The 17,713-nt window shown below is 57.7% G+C and carries 15 protein-coding genes, 4 tRNA genes and 1 riboswitch; of the genes, 14 read left to right on the top strand and 5 right to left on the bottom strand.

Features of this window, described 5'->3' with window-relative positions; genetic code table 11:
* The first annotated feature begins 76 nt into the window (after positions 1 to 76).
* The 5 genes from astA (at position 77) to astE (ending at position 5,456) form a co-directional block, all read left to right on the top strand.
* On the top strand, positions 77 to 1,102 hold the full coding sequence (gene astA / locus NL64_RS28815; protein WP_034151459.1) for an arginine N-succinyltransferase: 1,026 nt from the start codon (positions 77 to 79) through the stop codon (positions 1,100 to 1,102).
* The gene (gene astD, locus NL64_RS28810) at positions 1,099 to 2,568 is read left to right on the top strand and encodes a succinylglutamate-semialdehyde dehydrogenase (RefSeq protein WP_172668719.1); all 1,470 of its coding nucleotides are present in this window, start codon (positions 1,099 to 1,101) and stop codon (positions 2,566 to 2,568) included. The genes astA and astD overlap by 4 nt, the downstream gene beginning before the upstream one ends.
* Positions 2,569 to 2,734: 166 nt before the next feature.
* Positions 2,735 to 4,081: an N-succinylarginine dihydrolase gene (gene astB / locus NL64_RS28805; protein ID WP_034151457.1), complete on the top strand. Its 1,347-nt coding sequence runs from the start codon at positions 2,735 to 2,737 to the stop codon at positions 4,079 to 4,081.
* 61 nt (positions 4,082 to 4,142) lie between these two features.
* The gene (locus NL64_RS28800) at positions 4,143 to 4,433 is read left to right on the top strand and encodes a hypothetical protein (protein ID WP_034151456.1); all 291 of its coding nucleotides are present in this window, start codon (positions 4,143 to 4,145) and stop codon (positions 4,431 to 4,433) included.
* Between the two features lie 12 nt (positions 4,434 to 4,445).
* Complete coding sequence (gene astE, locus NL64_RS28795; protein WP_034151455.1) at positions 4,446 to 5,456, top strand: succinylglutamate desuccinylase; 1,011 nt, start codon at positions 4,446 to 4,448, stop codon at positions 5,454 to 5,456.
* A gap of 132 nt (positions 5,457 to 5,588) precedes the next feature.
* On the opposite strand, the gene NL64_RS28790 is transcribed toward astE, so the two are convergent.
* Positions 5,589 to 6,098 (bottom strand): 6,7-dimethyl-8-ribityllumazine synthase, encoded by a 510-nt coding sequence (locus NL64_RS28790; protein ID WP_034151454.1) that lies wholly within the window; start codon positions 6,096 to 6,098, stop codon positions 5,589 to 5,591.
* Positions 6,099 to 6,201: 103 nt separating this feature from the next.
* A riboswitch (FMN riboswitch) is annotated at positions 6,202 to 6,372 on the bottom strand.
* Positions 6,373 to 6,568: 196 nt separating this feature from the next.
* On the opposite strand from NL64_RS28790, the gene ltaE reads away from it, so the two are divergent.
* The 7 genes from ltaE to NL64_RS28755 all read left to right on the top strand — a co-directional run bounded on the left by ltaE (position 6,569) and on the right by NL64_RS28755 (position 12,533).
* Entirely contained in the window at positions 6,569 to 7,573 is a 1,005-nt protein-coding gene (ltaE, locus tag NL64_RS28785; protein WP_034151453.1) for a low-specificity L-threonine aldolase, read from the top strand.
* A gap of 146 nt (positions 7,574 to 7,719) precedes the next feature.
* Positions 7,720 to 10,338, top strand: a complete 2,619-nt coding sequence (gene alaS, locus NL64_RS28780; protein ID WP_034151452.1) for an alanine--tRNA ligase — start codon at positions 7,720 to 7,722, stop codon at positions 10,336 to 10,338.
* Positions 10,339 to 10,429: 91 nt separating this feature from the next.
* Positions 10,430 to 11,671 carry an aspartate kinase gene (locus tag NL64_RS28775; protein ID WP_034151451.1) on the top strand — a complete coding sequence of 414 codons (1,242 nt, stop codon included), beginning with the start codon at positions 10,430 to 10,432 and terminating at the stop codon, positions 11,669 to 11,671.
* A gap of 188 nt (positions 11,672 to 11,859) precedes the next feature.
* Positions 11,860 to 12,048: a carbon storage regulator CsrA gene (gene csrA, locus NL64_RS28770; RefSeq protein ID WP_002554426.1), complete on the top strand. Its 189-nt coding sequence runs from the start codon at positions 11,860 to 11,862 to the stop codon at positions 12,046 to 12,048.
* 62 nt (positions 12,049 to 12,110) lie between these two features.
* A tRNA-Ser gene (locus NL64_RS28765) sits at positions 12,111 to 12,201 on the top strand.
* 107 nt (positions 12,202 to 12,308) lie between these two features.
* A tRNA-Arg gene (locus NL64_RS28760) sits at positions 12,309 to 12,385 on the top strand.
* Positions 12,386 to 12,456: 71 nt separating this feature from the next.
* A tRNA-Arg gene (locus tag NL64_RS28755) sits at positions 12,457 to 12,533 on the top strand.
* 19 nt (positions 12,534 to 12,552) lie between these two features.
* Here the strand turns inward: NL64_RS28755 and NL64_RS28750 are convergent.
* Positions 12,553 to 13,071 carry a SmpA/OmlA family hypothetical protein gene (locus NL64_RS28750; protein WP_034151450.1) on the bottom strand — a complete coding sequence of 173 codons (519 nt, stop codon included), beginning with the start codon at positions 13,069 to 13,071 and terminating at the stop codon, positions 12,553 to 12,555.
* 320 nt (positions 13,072 to 13,391) lie between these two features.
* Here NL64_RS28750 and mgtE point away from each other — a divergent pair, with 320 nt between their 5' ends.
* Positions 13,392 to 14,834 (top strand): magnesium transporter, encoded by a 1,443-nt coding sequence (gene mgtE, locus NL64_RS28745; RefSeq protein ID WP_034151449.1) that lies wholly within the window; start codon positions 13,392 to 13,394, stop codon positions 14,832 to 14,834.
* A 102-nt stretch (positions 14,835 to 14,936) separates the two neighbouring features.
* On the opposite strand, the gene NL64_RS28740 is transcribed toward mgtE, so the two are convergent.
* Entirely contained in the window at positions 14,937 to 15,263 is a 327-nt protein-coding gene (locus NL64_RS28740) for an Arc family DNA-binding protein (protein ID WP_003178899.1), read from the bottom strand.
* 577 nt (positions 15,264 to 15,840) lie between these two features.
* Here NL64_RS28740 and NL64_RS28735 point away from each other — a divergent pair.
* Positions 15,841 to 15,917: transfer RNA gene (locus tag NL64_RS28735), tRNA-Arg, on the top strand.
* 74 nt (positions 15,918 to 15,991) lie between these two features.
* Here NL64_RS28735 and NL64_RS28730 read toward each other — a convergent pair.
* Together NL64_RS28730 and NL64_RS28725 are read right to left on the bottom strand one after the other, a co-directional pair.
* Positions 15,992 to 16,552 carry a hypothetical protein gene (locus NL64_RS28730; RefSeq protein ID WP_034151448.1) on the bottom strand — a complete coding sequence of 187 codons (561 nt, stop codon included), beginning with the start codon at positions 16,550 to 16,552 and terminating at the stop codon, positions 15,992 to 15,994.
* 42 nt (positions 16,553 to 16,594) lie between these two features.
* Complete coding sequence (locus tag NL64_RS28725; protein ID WP_034151447.1) at positions 16,595 to 17,206, bottom strand: recombinase family protein; 612 nt, start codon at positions 17,204 to 17,206, stop codon at positions 16,595 to 16,597.
* Positions 17,207 to 17,713: the final 507 nt, after the last annotated feature.

Below are 17,713 nucleotides of genomic sequence, written 5' to 3'. Positions count from 1 at the left end.
ATGCCTATAAAGAATGAATGCTTAGTAAAGCAGCGAGTTTCACGGGTGGCGTTAGCGGCCCGTTTGAGGAGATAGCATGATCGTTCGTCCCGTACGCAGCAGCGATTTACCCGCTCTGATCGACCTGGCCCGCAGCACCGGCACCGGCCTGACCACCTTGCCGGCCAACGAAGAACGTCTGGCCCATCGGGTCGGCTGGGCCGAGAAGACTTTCCGCGGCGAAGCCGGGCGGGGCGATGCGGACTATCTGTTCGTGCTCGAAGACGACGATGGTCGCGTGGTGGGCATTTCCGCCATCGCTGGCGCCGTTGGCCTGCGTGAGCCTTGGTACAACTTTCGCGTCGGTCTGACCGTCAGCGCTTCGCAAGAACTGAACATCTATCGCGAAATTCCGACGCTGTTCCTGGCCAACGACCTGACTGGCAACTCGGAACTGTGCTCGCTGTTTCTCCATGCCGACTACCGCACTGGCCTCAACGGCCGCATGCTGTCCAAGGCGCGGATGCTGTTCATCGCCGAGTTCCCGCAGCTGTTCGGCAACAAGATCATTGCCGAGATGCGCGGTGTCTCCGACGAAGCCGGGCGCTCGCCGTTCTGGGAAAGCCTGGGCCGACACTTCTTCAAAATGGAATTCAGTCAGGCCGACTACCTGACCGGCGTGGGCAACAAGGCGTTCATCGCCGAACTGATGCCGAAATTCCCGTTGTACACCTGCTTCCTGTCGCCCGACGCGCGCAACGTGATCGGTCAGGTTCACCCGGACACCGAGCCGGCGTTGTCGATGCTCAAGAGCGAAGGTTTCAGCTATCAGGGCTACGTCGACATCTTCGACGCCGGCCCGGCCATCGAATGCGAAACCGGCAAGATCCGCGCGGTGCGCGACAGCCAGGCACTGGTGCTGGCCATCGGCACGCCGGGTGACGACGCCACGCCGTTCATCATTCACAACCGCAAGCGCGAAGACTGCCGGATCACCGCTGCACCGGCACGCTTCGCCGCCGGCACGCTGGTGGTCGATCCGCTGACGGCCAAACGTCTTCAACTCAACGCCGGCGATCAAGTGCGCGCCGTTCCGTTGTCCGCTGCACGGGAGTCGAAATAATGAAGTCGCTATACATTGCAGGTGAATGGCTGGCCGGTCAGGGCGAAGTCTTCGAGTCGCTGAACCCGGTGACCCAGCAAGTGCTGTGGTCCGGCGCCGGCGCCACCACTGAACAAGTTGAATCGGCCGTGCAAGCGGCGCGTCAGGCGTTCCCGGACTGGGCTCGTCGGACGCTGGAAGAACGCATCTCGGTGCTGGAAGCCTTTGCCGCCGCATTGAAGAACAAGGCTGACGAACTAGCGCGCACCATCGGTGAGGAAACCGGCAAACCCCTGTGGGAATCGGCGACCGAAGTCACCAGTATGGTCAACAAGATTGCGATCTCGGTGCAGAGCTACCGCGAGCGTACCGGCGAGAAGAGCGGCCCGCTGGGCGACGCCACCGCCGTTTTGCGTCACAAGCCGCATGGCGTGGTCGCAGTGTTCGGTCCTTACAATTTCCCAGGCCACTTGCCGAACGGTCACATCGTCCCGGCGTTGCTGGCCGGTAACAGTGTGCTGTTCAAGCCTAGCGAATTGACCCCGAAAGTCGCCGAGTTGACGGTCAAGTGCTGGATCGAAGCCGGTTTGCCGGCTGGCGTGTTGAACCTGCTGCAAGGCGCTCGCGAAACCGGTATTGCCCTGGCGGCGAACCCGGGCATCGACGGTCTGTTCTTCACTGGCTCCAGCCGCACCGGCAATCATCTGCACCAGCAATTCGCCGGTCGTCCGGACAAGATCCTCGCGCTGGAAATGGGTGGTAACAACCCGCTGGTGGTCGATCAGGTCGCTGATCTCGATGCCGCCGTGTACACCATTATTCAGTCGGCCTTCATTTCTGCCGGTCAACGTTGCACTTGTGCGCGCCGTCTGCTGGTGCCGCAGGGCGCTTGGGGCGACTCGCTGCTGGCGCGCCTGGTGGCAGTGAGCTCGACCATTGAAGTCGGTGCTTTCGACCAGCAACCGGCGCCGTTCATGGGTTCGGTGATTTCCCTCGGCGCGGCGAAAGCGTTGATGGAAGCTCAGGAACATCTGTTGGCGAATGGCGCTGTGGCGCTGTTGGAAATGACTCAGCCTCAGGCGCAAGCCGCCTTGCTGACCCCCGGCATTCTGGATGTGTCTGCTGTGGCCGAGCGCCCGGACGAAGAGCTGTTCGGCCCGTTGCTGCAAGTGATCCGCTACGCTGATTTTGAAGCGGCCATCGCTGAAGCTAACGACACCGCCTATGGCTTGGCTGCCGGTCTGCTCTCGGACTCCGAAGCGCGCTACCAGCAGTTCTGGCTGGAAAGCCGCGCCGGTATCGTCAACTGGAACAAGCAACTGACCGGCGCCGCGAGCAGCGCGCCATTCGGTGGCGTCGGTGCCTCGGGCAACCATCGCGCGAGCGCCTACTACGCGGCGGACTACTGCGCGTACCCGGTGGCCTCGCTGGAAACCCCGAGCCTGGTGTTGCCAGCCACCCTCACGCCTGGCGTGAAAATGGCGTGATGCCCAATCGCGGGCAAGCCCCGCTCCCACAAGGACCGCGTCGCACACAAAACGTGTGAACACTGCTGAACCTGTGGGAGCGGGCTTGCCCGCGATGGCCACCCCTCGGTCGTACTGAACAGTTACTTGATGCCTATAAAAAACAGATTCTCGTGGAGCCTCGCTGATGAAATCCTATGAAGTCAATTTTGACGGTCTAGTGGGGCCGACCCATAACTACGGCGGCCTGTCCTACGGCAACGTCGCGTCCCAGAGCAACAGCCAGCAGTCTTCCAACCCCAAGGAAGCCGCGCTGCAAGGCCTGGCAAAAATGAAAGCGCTGACCGACATGGGCTTTCAACAAGGTGTTCTGGCACCACAAGAACGCCCGGACGTGGCAGCACTGCGTCGCCTGGGCTTCATCGGCACCGACGCCCAAGTGATCGAACGCGCCGCCAAAGAAGCCATGCCACTGCTGGTTGCCAGTTGCTCGGCATCGAGCATGTGGGTAGCCAACGCCGCCACCGTCAGCCCGAGTGCCGACACCGCGGATGGCCGCGTGCATTTCACCGCCGCCAACCTCAACTGCAAATATCACCGCAGCATCGAGCACCCGACCACCAGTCGCGTGCTGGGCGCGATGTTCGCCGACCAGAAACACTTCGCTCACCACGCCGCTTTGCCAGCCGTGGCGCAATTCGGCGACGAAGGCGCGGCCAACCACACGCGTTTCTGCCGAGAATACGGTGAAGCCGGCGTTGAGTTTTTTGTCTTCGGTCGCAGTGCTTTCGACACCCGCTACCCGGCACCGCAAAAGTACCCGGCACGCCAGACCCTCGAAGCGTCCCAGGCCGTTGCCCGTTTGCACGGTTTGAGTGATGACGGCGTGGTCTACGCCCAGCAAAACCCCTCGGTGATCGATCAGGGCGTGTTCCACAACGATGTGATCGCGGTGGGTAACGGAGAAGTGTTGTTCTATCACGAGGACGCGTTCCTCGAGACCGAGCAGATGCTCGCTGAATTGCAGAGCAAACTCGCCAAGGTCGGTGGGAAATTTCAGTCGGTCTGTGTACCGCGTTCCGCAGTAACCGTCGAAGACGCGGTTCGGTCCTACCTGTTCAATAGCCAATTGCTGTCGCGTCCTGACGGCTCCATGCTGTTGATCGTGCCGGAAGAATGCCGTGGCAACGAGCGTGTCTGGCAGTACCTGCAGGGTTTGACCAGCTCCGGCGGACTGATCCGCGAAGTCAAAGTTTTCGATCTCAAGCAGAGCATGCAGAACGGTGGTGGTCCTGCTTGCCTGCGACTGCGCGTCGCGCTCAACGAAACCGAACTGGCGGCGGTCAATCCAGGGGTTATCATGACGGCACCGTTGTATGGCACGTTGACCGAATGGGTCGACAAGCACTACCGCGACCGCATGACCGAAAACGATCTCGCGGACCCGCAATTGCTGCTTGAATGCCGGACGGCACTGGATGAACTGACGCAAATCCTTAAACTGGGCGCGGTTTATCCATTCCAGATCAATTGATCGACGGCGCGTTGTTGTGCACGACAGCGCGCTGCTTCATCTCAAACGAGAGCGTAAAAACATGAGCGATACCCTGCAGCTGATCCTTGAAGACACCGACGGCACGCAACTGGAAACGTCCTGCACCCGCGTCGCGGTCATGTGGCAAGGCAAAGAGCTGTGGATCCAGCAGGACGGCCGCGGCCAGTTGCTGATCGGCGTGGACGTCGAAGAAGGTGACGCCGAATACGCCAACCTGCTGTTGCGCCCACTGGCGACTAATCTGGTAAGTCTGCAACTGGAAATGGAACCGGCGGAAATCGGTGACGACGAGGACCACGTCCACGGCCCGGATTGCAATCACGACCATTAAGGAAACCGCTCTATGCTCGCCCTCGGCAAACTGCTTGAACTAACCCTCGCCGGCCGCGAACCGGCGGAGAAGACTCAACTGACTGTCGAAGGCGTGCGCATGCGCTGGTTGAGTGAAGGTGCGCTGGAAGTCCGGCCACCTGAAGCTCGCGACAATGGCCTGGACCTGCTGCTATCGGCCGGCATCCACGGCAACGAAACAGCGCCGATCGAGTTGCTCGATCGCCTGTTGCACGACATCGCCCGCGGCGACTTGAAACCGCGTACACGCATTCTGTTCCTGTTCGGCAACCCGGAAGCGATTCGCAAGGGCGAGCGTTTCGTCGAGCAGGACGTCAATCGGCTGTTCAATGGCCGTCACGAACAAAGCAGCGGCTCCGAAGCCTTGCGCGCTTGTGAACTGGAGCGCCTGGCCGCCAGTTTCTTCAGCCTGCCGGACCGCCAGCGACTGCACTACGACCTGCACACCGCAATTCGCGGTTCGAAAATCGAACAGTTCGCGTTGTATCCGTGGAAGGAAGGTCGTCAGCACTCTCGCCAGGAACTGGCTCGTCTGCGCGCCGCCGGCATGGAGGCGGTGCTGCTGCAGAACAAACCGTCCATCGTTTTCAGTTCCTATACCTACGACAAGCTTGGGGCCGAGGCCTTCACTCTGGAACTGGGCAAGGCACGGCCGTTCGGGCACAACGATGGTGTCAACGTGTCCCTGCTGGAAACCCGCCTCAAACAGATTATCGAAGGCTCCGAGCCGGAGCTGACTGAAGAAGCTCTCGACGGGCTGCAGCTGTTTAGCGTGGCCCGGGAAATCATCAAGCACAGTGACAGCTTCCGCCTGAACCTGCCGGCGGACATTGAAAACTTTTCGGAGTTGGAAGTGGGTTATCTGCTGGCCGAGGACATCGCCCAGACCCGTTGGATCATCGAGGAGGAGGGCGCCCGGATCATCTTCCCGAACCCCAAAGTGAAGAACGGCCTGCGCGCCGGCATCCTGATCGTGCCGACCACCGACGAAAACCTGGCCTGAAAACAAACACTAAAATCTGGCCTGAAACCAACAACTGTAGGAGCTGCCGCAGGCTGCGATCTTTTGATCTTGTTTTTGTAGATCAAAAAATCGCAGCCTCGTTGCACTCGTCAGCTCCTACAGGTTCGGTGTTTAGACGGCTACCGCACGTGGCTCAGTGCGACGCAGCGCACGAATCTTGCTCAGCGTATCCGCACACGTCTTCGCCGCTTCCTGACCCTTGTGCACGAAATGCTCGAAGAAGAACTTCTGGTGTTCTTCGCCAGCGTGGAAGTGGTGCGGGGTCAGGGATACCGAGAACACCGGCACTTCGGTTTCCAGCTGAACCTGCATCAGGCCGCTGACCACCGACTGGGCGACGAATTCGTGACGGTAGATCCCGCCGTCCACCACCAGGGCTGCGGCGACGATGCCGGCATAACGACCGGTCTTGGCCAGCAACTTGGCGTGCAGGGGCATTTCAAAGGCGCCGCCGACTTCGAAAAAGTCGATGTCGGACTCGTGATAACCCTGGGCAATCATTTCGCTGATGAAACCCTTACGGCTCTGATCAACGATTTCCTTGTGCCAGCAGGCCTGGATGAACGCTACGCGCTCGCCTTGATGGTGTTTGCTTTTGCTATCGATTGCGGTGGGTTGCATGTTCTGACTCCTGTTTGTGTGAAAAACAGGGCGTTATGAATCGAATGGGATTTAAGGGTACGCACGCTCGCACGAGTGCCTGCGGACGGCCCATTGGCGCCAATCCCGTTCTCTCTTCATCCGGACTATGACCGTCGGCCCCGGGATCACACCGGGTCTGCTGACCTTGCCGCCAGTCACCGCCGAAGCCGTGCTGTCACCAAGCGCTCGCGGGCTATGCGCATTGCGCGCAATTACCGCCGGTGGGGAGTTACACCCCGCCCTGAGAACGTTTTGCCGCCAGAATGTTTGGCGGCGCAGCGTTTTTAACACATATTTCTCACCTGTGCATTGCTGCTATCTGATGATTGCTATCGACTTTTTCGTCGGTTCAATACGCCTTTTCCTACCCAAGGGTTGAATATTCGTCGGCATGACCGCAGTAATTCCTCTCTGAAAGGGATTTTCCCCAGCTAACCGAGGCCAGATTCATGAGTGTTATCGATCTTCGCAGCGACACCGTCACCCAACCTACCGCCGGCATGCTCGACGCGATGGCTTCTGCCGCCACCGGTGACGACGTCTATGGCGAAGATCCGACGGTCAATCGTCTGGAAGCGGAACTGGCGAAAAGGCTGGGTTTCACTGCGGCGCTATTCGTTCCTACCGGCACCATGAGCAATCTGCTGGGCTTGATGGCCCATTGCGAGCGCGGTGACGAATACATCGTGGGTCAGCAGGCGCATACCTATAAGTACGAAGGCGGCGGTGCGGCCGTGCTCGGCTCGATCCAGCCGCAGCCGCTGGAAGTGCAGGCCGATGGTTCGCTGGACCTGGCGCAGGTCGCCGCCGCGATCAAGCCGGATGATTTTCACTTTGCCCGTACACGGTTGCTGGCGCTGGAAAACACCATGCAGGGCAAAGTCTTGCCGCTGGAATATCTGGCCCGGGCGCGCAATTTTACTCGTGAGCACGGACTGCAACTGCACTTGGATGGCGCTCGGCTGTACAACGCGGCGGTTAAGCTCGGGGTTGATGCCCGAGAAATTGCACAACATTTCGACTCGGTCTCGGTCTGCCTGTCCAAAGGCCTGGGCGCGCCGGTCGGTTCGGTGTTGTGCGGTTCGGCGGAGTTGATCGGCAAGGCGCGACGCCTGCGCAAAATGGTCGGCGGCGGGATGCGTCAGGCCGGGATTCTGGCGGCGGCGGGTCTGTACGCACTGGACAACAACGTTCAGCGTCTGGCCGACGATCACGCCAACGCGCAATTGCTGGCCGAAGGCCTGCGCGCGGCAGGTTATGAAGTCGAGCCGGTGCAGACCAACATGGTTTACGTGACCATGGGCGACAAGGCCGAAGCACTCAAGTCTTTCGCCGCCGAACGCGGGATCAAGCTCAGTGCTGCCGCGCGTCTGCGGATGGTCACGCACATGGACGTCAGCCGTGGGCAAATCGAGCAGGTCGTCGCGACATTCGTCGACTTTTCCCGCAAGTGATAGGGTTAGCGGTCCAATTGACTGTTTCTATCGTATAAACACGCTGTACCCCGCGCGCAGGGCCGATATAATGCGGCCCTTTGCCGTCGCTTCGTCTGTTGACGTTTCGAACAGGCCTTTGGCCGCAGCCTCCGTGGAAGAACCTAATGAAAAGCGCAGAAATCCGTGAAGCCTTCCTTCGCTTCTTCGAAGAGCAAGGCCACACCCGTGTAGCCTCCAGCTCTTTGATTCCGGGCAACGACCCAACCCTGCTGTTCACTAACGCGGGGATGAACCAGTTCAAGGACTGCTTCCTGGGCCAGGAAAAACGTGCGTACACCCGCGCGACCAGCAGCCAGAAATGCGTGCGTGCCGGTGGCAAGAACAGCGACCTGGAAAACGTCGGTTATACCGCTCGCCACCACACCTTCTTCGAGATGCTGGGTAACTTCAGCTTCGGTGACTATTTCAAGCACGATGCGATTACCTTCGCCTGGACCTTCCTGACTGGCGTTCTGAAACTGCCGAAGGAAAAACTCTGGGTCACCGTCTATGCCTCCGACGACGAAGCGTATGACATCTGGACCAAAGAGATCGGTGTGCCGGTCGAGCGTATGATTCGCATCGGTGACAACAAAGGCGCGCCTTACGCCTCCGACAACTTCTGGACCATGGGCGATACCGGTCCTTGCGGCCCATGCACCGAGATTTTCTACGATCACGGCGACCACATCTGGGGCGGCCCACCGGGCTCGCCGGAAGAAGATGGCGACCGTTATATCGAGATCTGGAACAACGTGTTCATGCAGTTCAACCGCACCGCCGATGGCGTGTTGCATCCGCTGCCAGCACCGTCGGTCGACACCGGCATGGGCCTGGAGCGGATCAGTGCGGTAATGCAGCACGTCAACTCCAACTACGAAATCGACCTGTTCAAGAACTTGCTGAGCGCGTCGGCCGAGGCGATCGGCTGCGAAAATGGCGATCAGTCTTCGCTGAAAGTGGTGTCCGACCACATCCGTTCGTGCGGTTTCCTGATCGCTGACGGCGTGCTGCCGTCCAACGAAGGTCGCGGTTACGTACTGCGCCGGATCATCCGTCGTGCCTGCCGTCACGGTAACAAGCTGGGCGCCACTGGCAGCTTCTTCTACAAGATCGTCGCGGCACTGGTCGTCGAGATGGGCGAAGCCTTCCCGGAACTGAAAAAGCAGCAGAGCAACATCGAGCGCGTGCTCAAGGCCGAAGAAGAGCAGTTCTCCAAGACCCTGGAGCACGGCCTGAAGATTCTCGAGCAGGACCTGCTGGAACTCAAAGGCACCGTAGTGCCGGGCGACGTGGTGTTCAAACTCTACGACACCTACGGTTTCCCGATGGACCTGACCGCCGACATTGCACGCGAGCGCAACCTGACCGTCGACGAAGTCGGTTTCGAGCGTGAGATGGAAGCCCAGCGTGTTCGCGCGCGTTCGGCCAGCTCGTTCGGTCTGGACTACAACACGCTGGTCAAGGTTGATGTGGCCACCGAGTTCACCGGTTATGCAGACACCAGCGGTTCGGCGAAAATTGTCGCTATCTATAAAGATGGCCAGTCGGTCGACGTCTTGAATGAAGGCGAAGAGGCGGTGATCGTTCTCAACCAGACGCCGTTCTACGCTGAATCCGGCGGCCAGATCGGCGACTGCGGCTTTCTCCAGGCGGGCAGCGCGCGTTTCGATGTGCGTGACACCACCAAAACCGGCGGTGCGTTCCTGCACCATGGCGTGCTGGATTCCGGCAGCCTGACCATCGGCGCTCCAGTGGAAACCCACGTGGATGCCGAGGTGCGTCACGCGACTTCGTTGAACCATTCGGCCACCCACTTGCTGCACGCAGCATTGCGTCAGGTATTGGGCGAGCACGTTCAGCAGAAAGGTTCGTTGGTCGACAGTCAGCGCCTGCGCTTCGACTTCAGCCACTTCGAAGCGATCAAGCCTGAACAGCTAAAAGCACTGGAAGACATCGTCAACGCCGAGATCCGCAAGAACTCCGCCGTTGAAACCGAAGAAACAGACATCGAAACCGCCAAGCAGAAAGGCGCCATGGCGCTGTTCGGCGAGAAGTACGGCGACAACGTACGCGTGTTGAGCATGGGCGGCGATTTCTCCGTCGAACTGTGCGGCGGTATCCACGCCAACCGTACCGGCGACATAGGCCTGCTGAAAATCATCAGCGAAGGCGGTGTGGCGTCGGGTGTGCGTCGTATCGAGGCAGTCACCGGTGCTGCGGCACTGGCCTACTTGAACGCTGCGGAAGAACAACTCAAGGAAGCGGCCAACCTGGTTAAGGGCAGCCGCGATAACCTGATCGACAAGCTGTCGGCTGTGCTGGAGCGCAACCGTCTGCTGGAGAAGCAGCTCGAGCAGTTGCAGGCCAAGGCAGCCAGCGCGGCGGGCGATGATCTGTCGGCTTCCGCTCTGGATGTCAAAGGCGTGAAGGTACTGTCCGTGCGTCTCGACGGTCAGGACGGCAAGGCGCTGCTGGCGCTGGTCGATCAGCTGAAAAACAAACTCGGCCGCGCAGTGATCCTGCTCGGCAGTGTCCATGAGGAAAAGGTCGTTCTGGTTGCAGGCGTAACCAAAGACCTGACTGGCCAACTCAAAGCCGGTGATTTGATGAAGCAAGCCGCTGCGGCAGTGGGCGGGAAGGGCGGTGGTCGTCCAGACATGGCGCAAGGCGGCGGTACCGACGCTGGCGCACTGGATGCAGCACTGGCGCTGACCGTTCCATTTGTAGAGCAGGGTTTATAAGGCAGTGCTTGCGGCTCGCAGTCTAGTGGCGGGCCGCAACGCTGTTTGAGTGATTATTTGGGCGCCCTTCATGGGCAGAGGCGGCTTTGAAATGGCTTTGATCGTACAGAAATTTGGAGGCACCTCGGTCGGCACTGTCGAGAGAATCGAGCAGGTCGCCGACAAGGTTAAGAAATTCCGCGATGCCGGCGATGACCTGGTGGTTGTGCTGTCTGCAATGAGCGGCGAAACCAACCGTCTGATCGATCTGGCCAAGCAAATCAGTGGTGACGGCCAACCGGTTCCCCGTGAGCTGGATGTGATCGTATCCACCGGTGAGCAGGTGACGATTGCCCTGTTGGCCATGGCGCTGATCAAGCGCGGTGTGCCAGCAGTGTCCTACACCGGCAACCAGGTACGGATTCTGACGGATAGCGCGCACAATAAAGCGCGTATCTTGCAGATTGATGACCAGAAGATTCGTGGTGATCTGAAGGCCGGTCGCGTGGTGGTTGTCGCTGGTTTCCAGGGCGTCGACGAACACGGCAACATCACCACCCTCGGTCGTGGCGGTTCCGACACTACCGGCGTGGCGCTGGCGGCAGCCTTGAAGGCTGACGAGTGCCAGATCTACACCGACGTCGACGGTGTCTACACCACCGACCCGCGTGTGGTGTCCGTGGCTCAGCGCCTGGACAAGATCACCTTCGAAGAGATGCTGGAAATGGCCAGCCTCGGTTCCAAGGTGTTGCAGATCCGTGCGGTGGAATTCGCCGGCAAGTACAACGTTCCGCTGCGCGTACTGCACAGCTTCAAGGAGGGTCCGGGCACCCTCATTACTATCGATGAAGAGGAAACCATGGAACAGCCGATCATTTCCGGTATCGCTTTCAACCGCGATGAAGCCAAGCTGACCATCCGTGGCGTGCCAGACATCCCGGGCGTTGCCTTCAAGATTCTCGGTCCGATCAGCGCCGCGAACATCGAAGTCGACATGATCGTGCAGAACGTCGCGCACGATAACACCACCGACTTCACCTTTACCGTGCACCGCAATGACTACCAGGCGGCACAGACCGTGCTGGAAAACACTGCTCGCGAGATCGGTGCCCGTGAAGTCGTTGGCGACACCAAGATCGCCAAGGTTTCGATCGTCGGCGTTGGCATGCGCTCTCACGCAGGCGTAGCCAGCCGCATGTTCGAATCCCTGGCGAAGGAAAGCATCAACATCCAGATGATCTCGACTTCGGAAATCAAAGTCTCCGTAGTGATCGAAGAGAAGTACCTGGAGCTGGCTGTGCGCGCCCTGCACACGGCTTTCGAACTGGACGCGCCTTCCCGCCAGGGTGAGTGATGCGTTTGCCAAAAGGCGCGGTTTGACCGCGCCTTTTGTTTTTTTGAATGGCGCGACCCCGAAGCTGTTCTTTTGCTCGCGCTGGTCAATACTCAGGCATGTAGGCCGCGACCGATTTGGGTTGTAGGTCGAGTGCCTATTTTTTTGCAGACTGTTGTCCCTGAAATGTAAGGCGTGAGGAGAAAGGTATGTTGATTCTGACTCGTCGGTGCGCAGAAAGCCTGATTATTGGTGATGGCGAAATCACCGTGACCGTGCTCGGCGTCAAAGGAAATCAAGTGCGTATTGGTGTCAACGCCCCGAAAGAGGTCGCGGTCCACCGTGAGGAAATCTACCTGCGTATCAAGAAAGAGAAGGACGAAGAACCAAGCCATTAATTTTTATCGTTTTTTATGTTTGCAAACGGGGAAAAGGTTGGTTAAGATACGCCCCGTGTTGCGGAGAGCTGGCCGAGTGGCCGAAGGCGCTCCCCTGCTAAGGGAGTACACCTCAAAAGGGTGTCGGGGGTTCGAATCCCCCGTTCTCCGCCATTATTTGCGTAGTACGTTGTAATCTGGCTTCTTCGGTAAGTTGTTGAAATTACTAGAAAAAGTGTTTGACATAGAGATTAGACGGCCTATAATGCGCGGCAACAAATGCACTCGTAGCTCAGCTGGATAGAGTACTCGGCTACGAACCGAGCGGTCACAGGTTCGAATCCTGTCGAGTGCACCATTTAAGAGTTGTTTGCAGTAATGTGAATGACTTGGCTCCAACCAGTTGTGATCTGGTATAAAAACACAAATGCACTCGTAGCTCAGCTGGATAGAGTACTCGGCTACGAACCGAGCGGTCACAGGTTCGAATCCTGTCGAGTGCACCATACAACAGAAAGCCCGCATTTAATGCGGGCTTTTTGCCGTCTGGGATTTGGCTTTTCCTTTCGTGCATCCTCTCTCATCGAACTCGATCTGCGCGCTGCGACCTCGCTTGGTTTCGTAGCGGTAACTCGTGGACGAATTCCGAATACTGATCTTGTCAGGTTTGCCCAGGGCGCTTACGACGTCCTGCTGGCTCATTCCGGCCACAACTCGCCGATTGATGATCGCTTCGCGCCGCTCTTTGGGGCTGATCAGGTTTCCGCATCTATCTTCTGGCTCGCCGACGATTGTCAGATCGCGGCTTTTGGTTTTAATGCCTGATGTTTCACGGTAGTTGGCTTCTGGCATGAGTGCGGTGGCGGTACCGGGCAGGTAGGTGTGCACTTCCTGGTTGGAAAGGGTGTCACCAACGGCGCAGCTCATCGTCGTAAAGTTAATGCGCCCGTCAGGTGCCTCGCAGCGGTGGATGGTGGTGGCTGGTGCCGCAAACGCCAGGCCGGGCAGGGTGATTAGCAAGAAGCGGAAAATTTTCGGTGGCATTCGACGTCCTCCATGACGGCTCGAATCAAGGGTAGCTGCTACATTTTCAGTTGCCGGTGTGTTTTCTTTTCAGGATGAGTCGTCGCAGTTTCAAGGATCAGAGCGGCGCTCAAGTTTGTCTCGCAAGCGCTTGTTTCAGCCGCGATTTTTTAACATTTAAAACCGTCAGGCGGTGTATCATTGCGCCCGTCAGCCCCGCCGGGGCTTGTGGAATACCTCCATGGACTTACCCAGTAGTTACTCAGTAAACCGTTTTTCCAATCATGAATTGACTGATTGATCCTTCCGGCGTGTTCCACTGCTGGGAGTGGAGTTCGCCTATGTCTGAAGTAGAAGTAAAGAAAACGCAGGAAAGCTTGCAGGACCGCCTCGCTCAAGTTGTTGAGCTGTTGCAGCGTCAGCGAGTGGTTGAAGACCTGACTCACCGCCAGGAAGGCCCGCATCACGATCGGGTCGAGAACCTGGTTCACCGGCAAAACCTCGTCGAGCTGCAACGCAAGCTCGACGATCTGCACTCCGCCGACGTCGCCTACATTCTTGAAGCCTTGCCGCTGGACGATCGTCTGACGCTCTGGCAATTGGTAAAGGCTGATCGCGACGGCGACATCCTGCTCGAAGTATCTGACTCCGTTCGAGAAACCCTGATCGCCGACATGGACGATCATGAGCTCCTGGCCGCGGCCAAGGACATGGATGCCGACGAACTTGCTGACCTGGCTTCCGAGCTGCCGCGAGACGTCGTCCATGAGCTGATGGAGACGCTGGATAACCAGCAGCGTGAACGCGTTCGTTCGGCTCTGTCCTACGACGAGGAGCAAGTCGGTGCACTGATGGACTTCGAGATGGTAACCATCCGCGAGGATGTCAGTCTCGAAGTGGTTCTGCGTTATCTGCGACGCCTCAAGGAATTGCCGGGCCATACCGACAAGTTGTTTGTGGTCGATTACGACGGCGTCCTCAAGGGCGTGTTGCCAATCAAGCGTTTGCTCGTCAACGACCCTGATAAGCAGGTATCTGAAGTCATGGCGAGCGATCCGGTGAGTTTTCACCCGGATGAAGATGCGTACGATGCAGCCCAGGCGTTCGAGCGTTATGACTTGATTTCGGCGCCGGTGGTGGACAAGAACGGCAAGCTGATCGGTCGTCTGACTATCGATGAAATGGTCGACCTGATTCGTGAAGAGAGTGAGAACGAAGTTCTCAACATGGCTGGTCTGCGCGAAGAGGAGGATATTTTTGCGTCGGTGTGGAAGTCCCTGCGTAACCGTTGGGCCTGGTTGGCGGTGAATCTGATTACTGCATTTGTTGCATCTCGCGTGATTGGCCTGTTCGAAGGCTCTATCGAGAAGCTGGTGGCGCTTGCGGCGTTGATGCCTATTGTGGCGGGGATCGGTGGTAATTCCGGTAACCAGACGATAACGATGATCGTTAGGGCTATGGCGCTGGACCAGGTGAGTACGGGCAATACTTCGCGGCTGATGCGCAAGGAGTTGGCTGTAGCGCTGATTAATGGCGTGGTCTGGGGTGGTGTGATCGGCGTTGTCGCCTATCTGCTTTATGGTAGTTGGTCTTTGGGGGTTGTGATGACGGCCGCCATGACGCTCAACTTGTTGCTTGCGGCGTTGATGGGAGTATTGATCCCCATGACTCTGGCGCGGCTTGGTCGCGATCCTGCCATGGGAGCCAGCGTGATGATTACGGCTATGACTGACAGTGGTGGCTTCTTTATCTTCCTTGGTCTGGCAACAATCTTCCTGCTCTGAATCGTTTATTTTAAGACCCGCCTATTGGCGGGTTTTTTTATGCGCGAAATTCAGGCAAAAAAAAGCCAGCGATTAAGCTGGCTTGGGTTTTTTTTGCGTGACTCAGGAGGCGTCTGCGGCCATTTCAGCGTCATGGGCAATCAGCGAAACGAGAGCGTTTTGCTGGCGATGGGAAAGTTGGCGGAAGCGTTGCAACAGTTCGCGCTCGTGCAAAGAAAGCTCTGGGCTATCCAGGCGCATGCTCAGCTCTTCGCCCAGCGCACCTTCCTGAATAAGGCTCTGCTCAAGGCGTGCGATGATTTCAGAGTTCATGCTGCGGTGATGATTGCGAGCCACCTCGGCAATGCGTTCACGCATTCCGTCTGGCAGACGTACGACGAACTTGTCAGCCGTACGGCTGGAATAAATTGCCTGTTTCAATGGGCGCATATATTTAACCGGTTAGTTCAGGGGAGCGGTTCTCGGGATTGGCCGCAGGATGTCTGATAGGACAAGCCCTCTGGCCAAATGTTCAACCTGAATTGAAGAGGCTGGCATGATGCCTCAAAATTGCCAGATCATTGGCGCCAATTCTGTGACAAATATTGAACTGGATAAAGGCGTTATGCCAGCACCAGTTGTCAGAAATGCGGACTGGTTTTGAAAACTCGTCTGTGTCCGTATTGCTGGGCGCGTCTGCTGCCCGATCCTGGGTCTCAAAAAGCGATCAGCATGTCGTGCGAATTCAGTCACTGTTCCTAGCCTTTATAGGATAGTGGCAAATGGCCGATTTACTAGGGGGAGGCGCATGGTGGGTGCTATTTAGGATTGAAGGCAGCGATTTCAGTGATGAGAGGATCAGGGGGTGCACAGGTCTTCGTGAGCTTTTGGGTCTTTGCGGTACTTCTCAACGACTCCGGAGGAGTTTGCCTACACTTAAATCGCCCAAGGACGACATGACAAAGCGTTGCTCGCCCGTTAACATGCACGCCGTCAATTGCTTCGCGCATTCTTGCGGGCAATCTGGGTCTCAGTAGCTCAATTGGATAGAGCATCCCCCTCCTAAGGGGAAGGTTGGCCGTTCGAACCGGCCCTGGGACACCATATAATTCAAGGCTTTCAGCGATTCATCCCTCCGCTTAAAGATTTTCATGGGTGCAGGGTGGGTGCAGATGCATTCAATCCTTTGCAGAATCACGAGCCACGCCACCCTCAGAAATTGCGAGGTGGTCTGACTCATGTAGTCCGTGCAGCTCTCCCACATAACGCATCAGCTCTCGAAACTGCTCTTTTGCTTTGTATGCCCAGGCTTTATTCAAATGGGCATACCAGAGCGGCTGCGGCTTTCTTGCCAACAAATTCTGATGAGCCTCTTCCCAGGTTTCGAAACTCGGGCCTAGCACGCGCTCTGGTTTACCGTGAGCTAGGTTGTCTCGAAGTTTGAATACTGACGTGGCAAATTGAAGGTGCACCTCACCCCAGTTGGCTTTCTGGCTCGCACTTCTATGCAGAATGTTGACCTTGCTCCGCCAGGGTAGACGTTCAAGCTCGTCCCAAAATGGAACGCATCGAGAGCCAACAGAATTGAGATAGGCCTCAATAGAAAAAGCCATAAATACAACGATCGGTATGACGCGCTCAACCGTGTCAGGGGCTGTATCAAGGCTTGCATACATCGTCATTAAGGTTCGAACGTTTGCACCTTGGGCTGTGAATTCAACGTATGGCTGATACTTCATCGGCTTTCCTGGGAGTGGGTGGGGCGCGCATAGGGCTCAGGCTTAAGGTTTATCCCTGATTCTGAGGACGGTGGTGGTCGAGCAGTTGGCGTGCCGTGCTGTTGCGCGAATGCCCAGGCCTGCGCCGAGCAGTTCGGTCACGCGCCTGTGCAGGTCAATGTCGACGGGGCGGCCTTGATACTTGCCGGCGGCCTTTGCCTTTTCGATGCCTTGGGCCTGGCGCTCGCGGCGCTGCTCGTAATCCTTGCGGGCGATGGCTGCCATCATTTCCACCAGCATAGAGTTGATTGCCCCCAGCATCCGCCCGGTGAACTCGTCCCCCTTGGTGTCCTGCATTCCCTGGTGGCTGGTCGGCAGGTCGAGCGCCACGATGCGCAGGCCCTTGGAGTCGATCGCAGACTTGAGCTTTTGCCAGTCCTCCACCGGGAGGCGGGATAGGCGGTCTATCGACTCCACCAGCAACACGTCACCCTTGCGGGCATCCTTGAGCAGGCGCAGCAGCTCAGGCCGGTCGGCTGTGGCGCCACTGGCGTTCTCCAAGTACACGCTTGCTATGACCTTGTTGTGGTCGCTGGCGAACTGCTCTAGCGAAGCCCGGGCACGGCCAGCATCTTGTTCTTCGGTGGAGGCTCGGAGGTATGCGCGGATGAACATGATAGGTGCCTGTATCAGTTAGGGCGTTCTACTAATACTGTTGCACTATGGGTGTTACTTATCAAGCGGAAAGCCCGAAAAAGGCAAAATACGCCTGTATCTGGATAGGCATACCCAAATTTACTTAAATCCGACTGTAGTAGTAGGTTTCTTCACTGAGAGCTGGCAATGGCGCTAAACTGAATTCCACTTATTAGCGGCAGCATCGCCATCATCTGCTTGCATGCTGTAATTCGGGTATGGCATTTTGCTGGCTAGTGCCGAGCTAGCCAGTATATCGGTTGTGGGCCGTGCAAATCGGGCGCACGGCTAGCACCAGCAGTCACCCCCTGAGAACTTTAGGATGTGTGACCAACCAGAAAGGATGATATGGAAAACGGTATGAAACCCCTAGAGGCTCAGCTCGCCTACTGGCTTTCTCGCCAAACAGCACGTACTAGTGTGCGGCGTGTAGGCCAACTCGGTGCGGCTGTAGGTAGCGATATCGGTAAGCGTCCGGCCAACACA

Source organism: Pseudomonas fluorescens (assembly GCF_000802965.1).
Lineage (GTDB): Bacteria > Pseudomonadota > Gammaproteobacteria > Pseudomonadales > Pseudomonadaceae > Aquipseudomonas > Aquipseudomonas fluorescens_A.
Note: the sequence above shows the minus strand (reverse complement) of the source record. Positions and strands in the feature narration are given on the sequence as shown.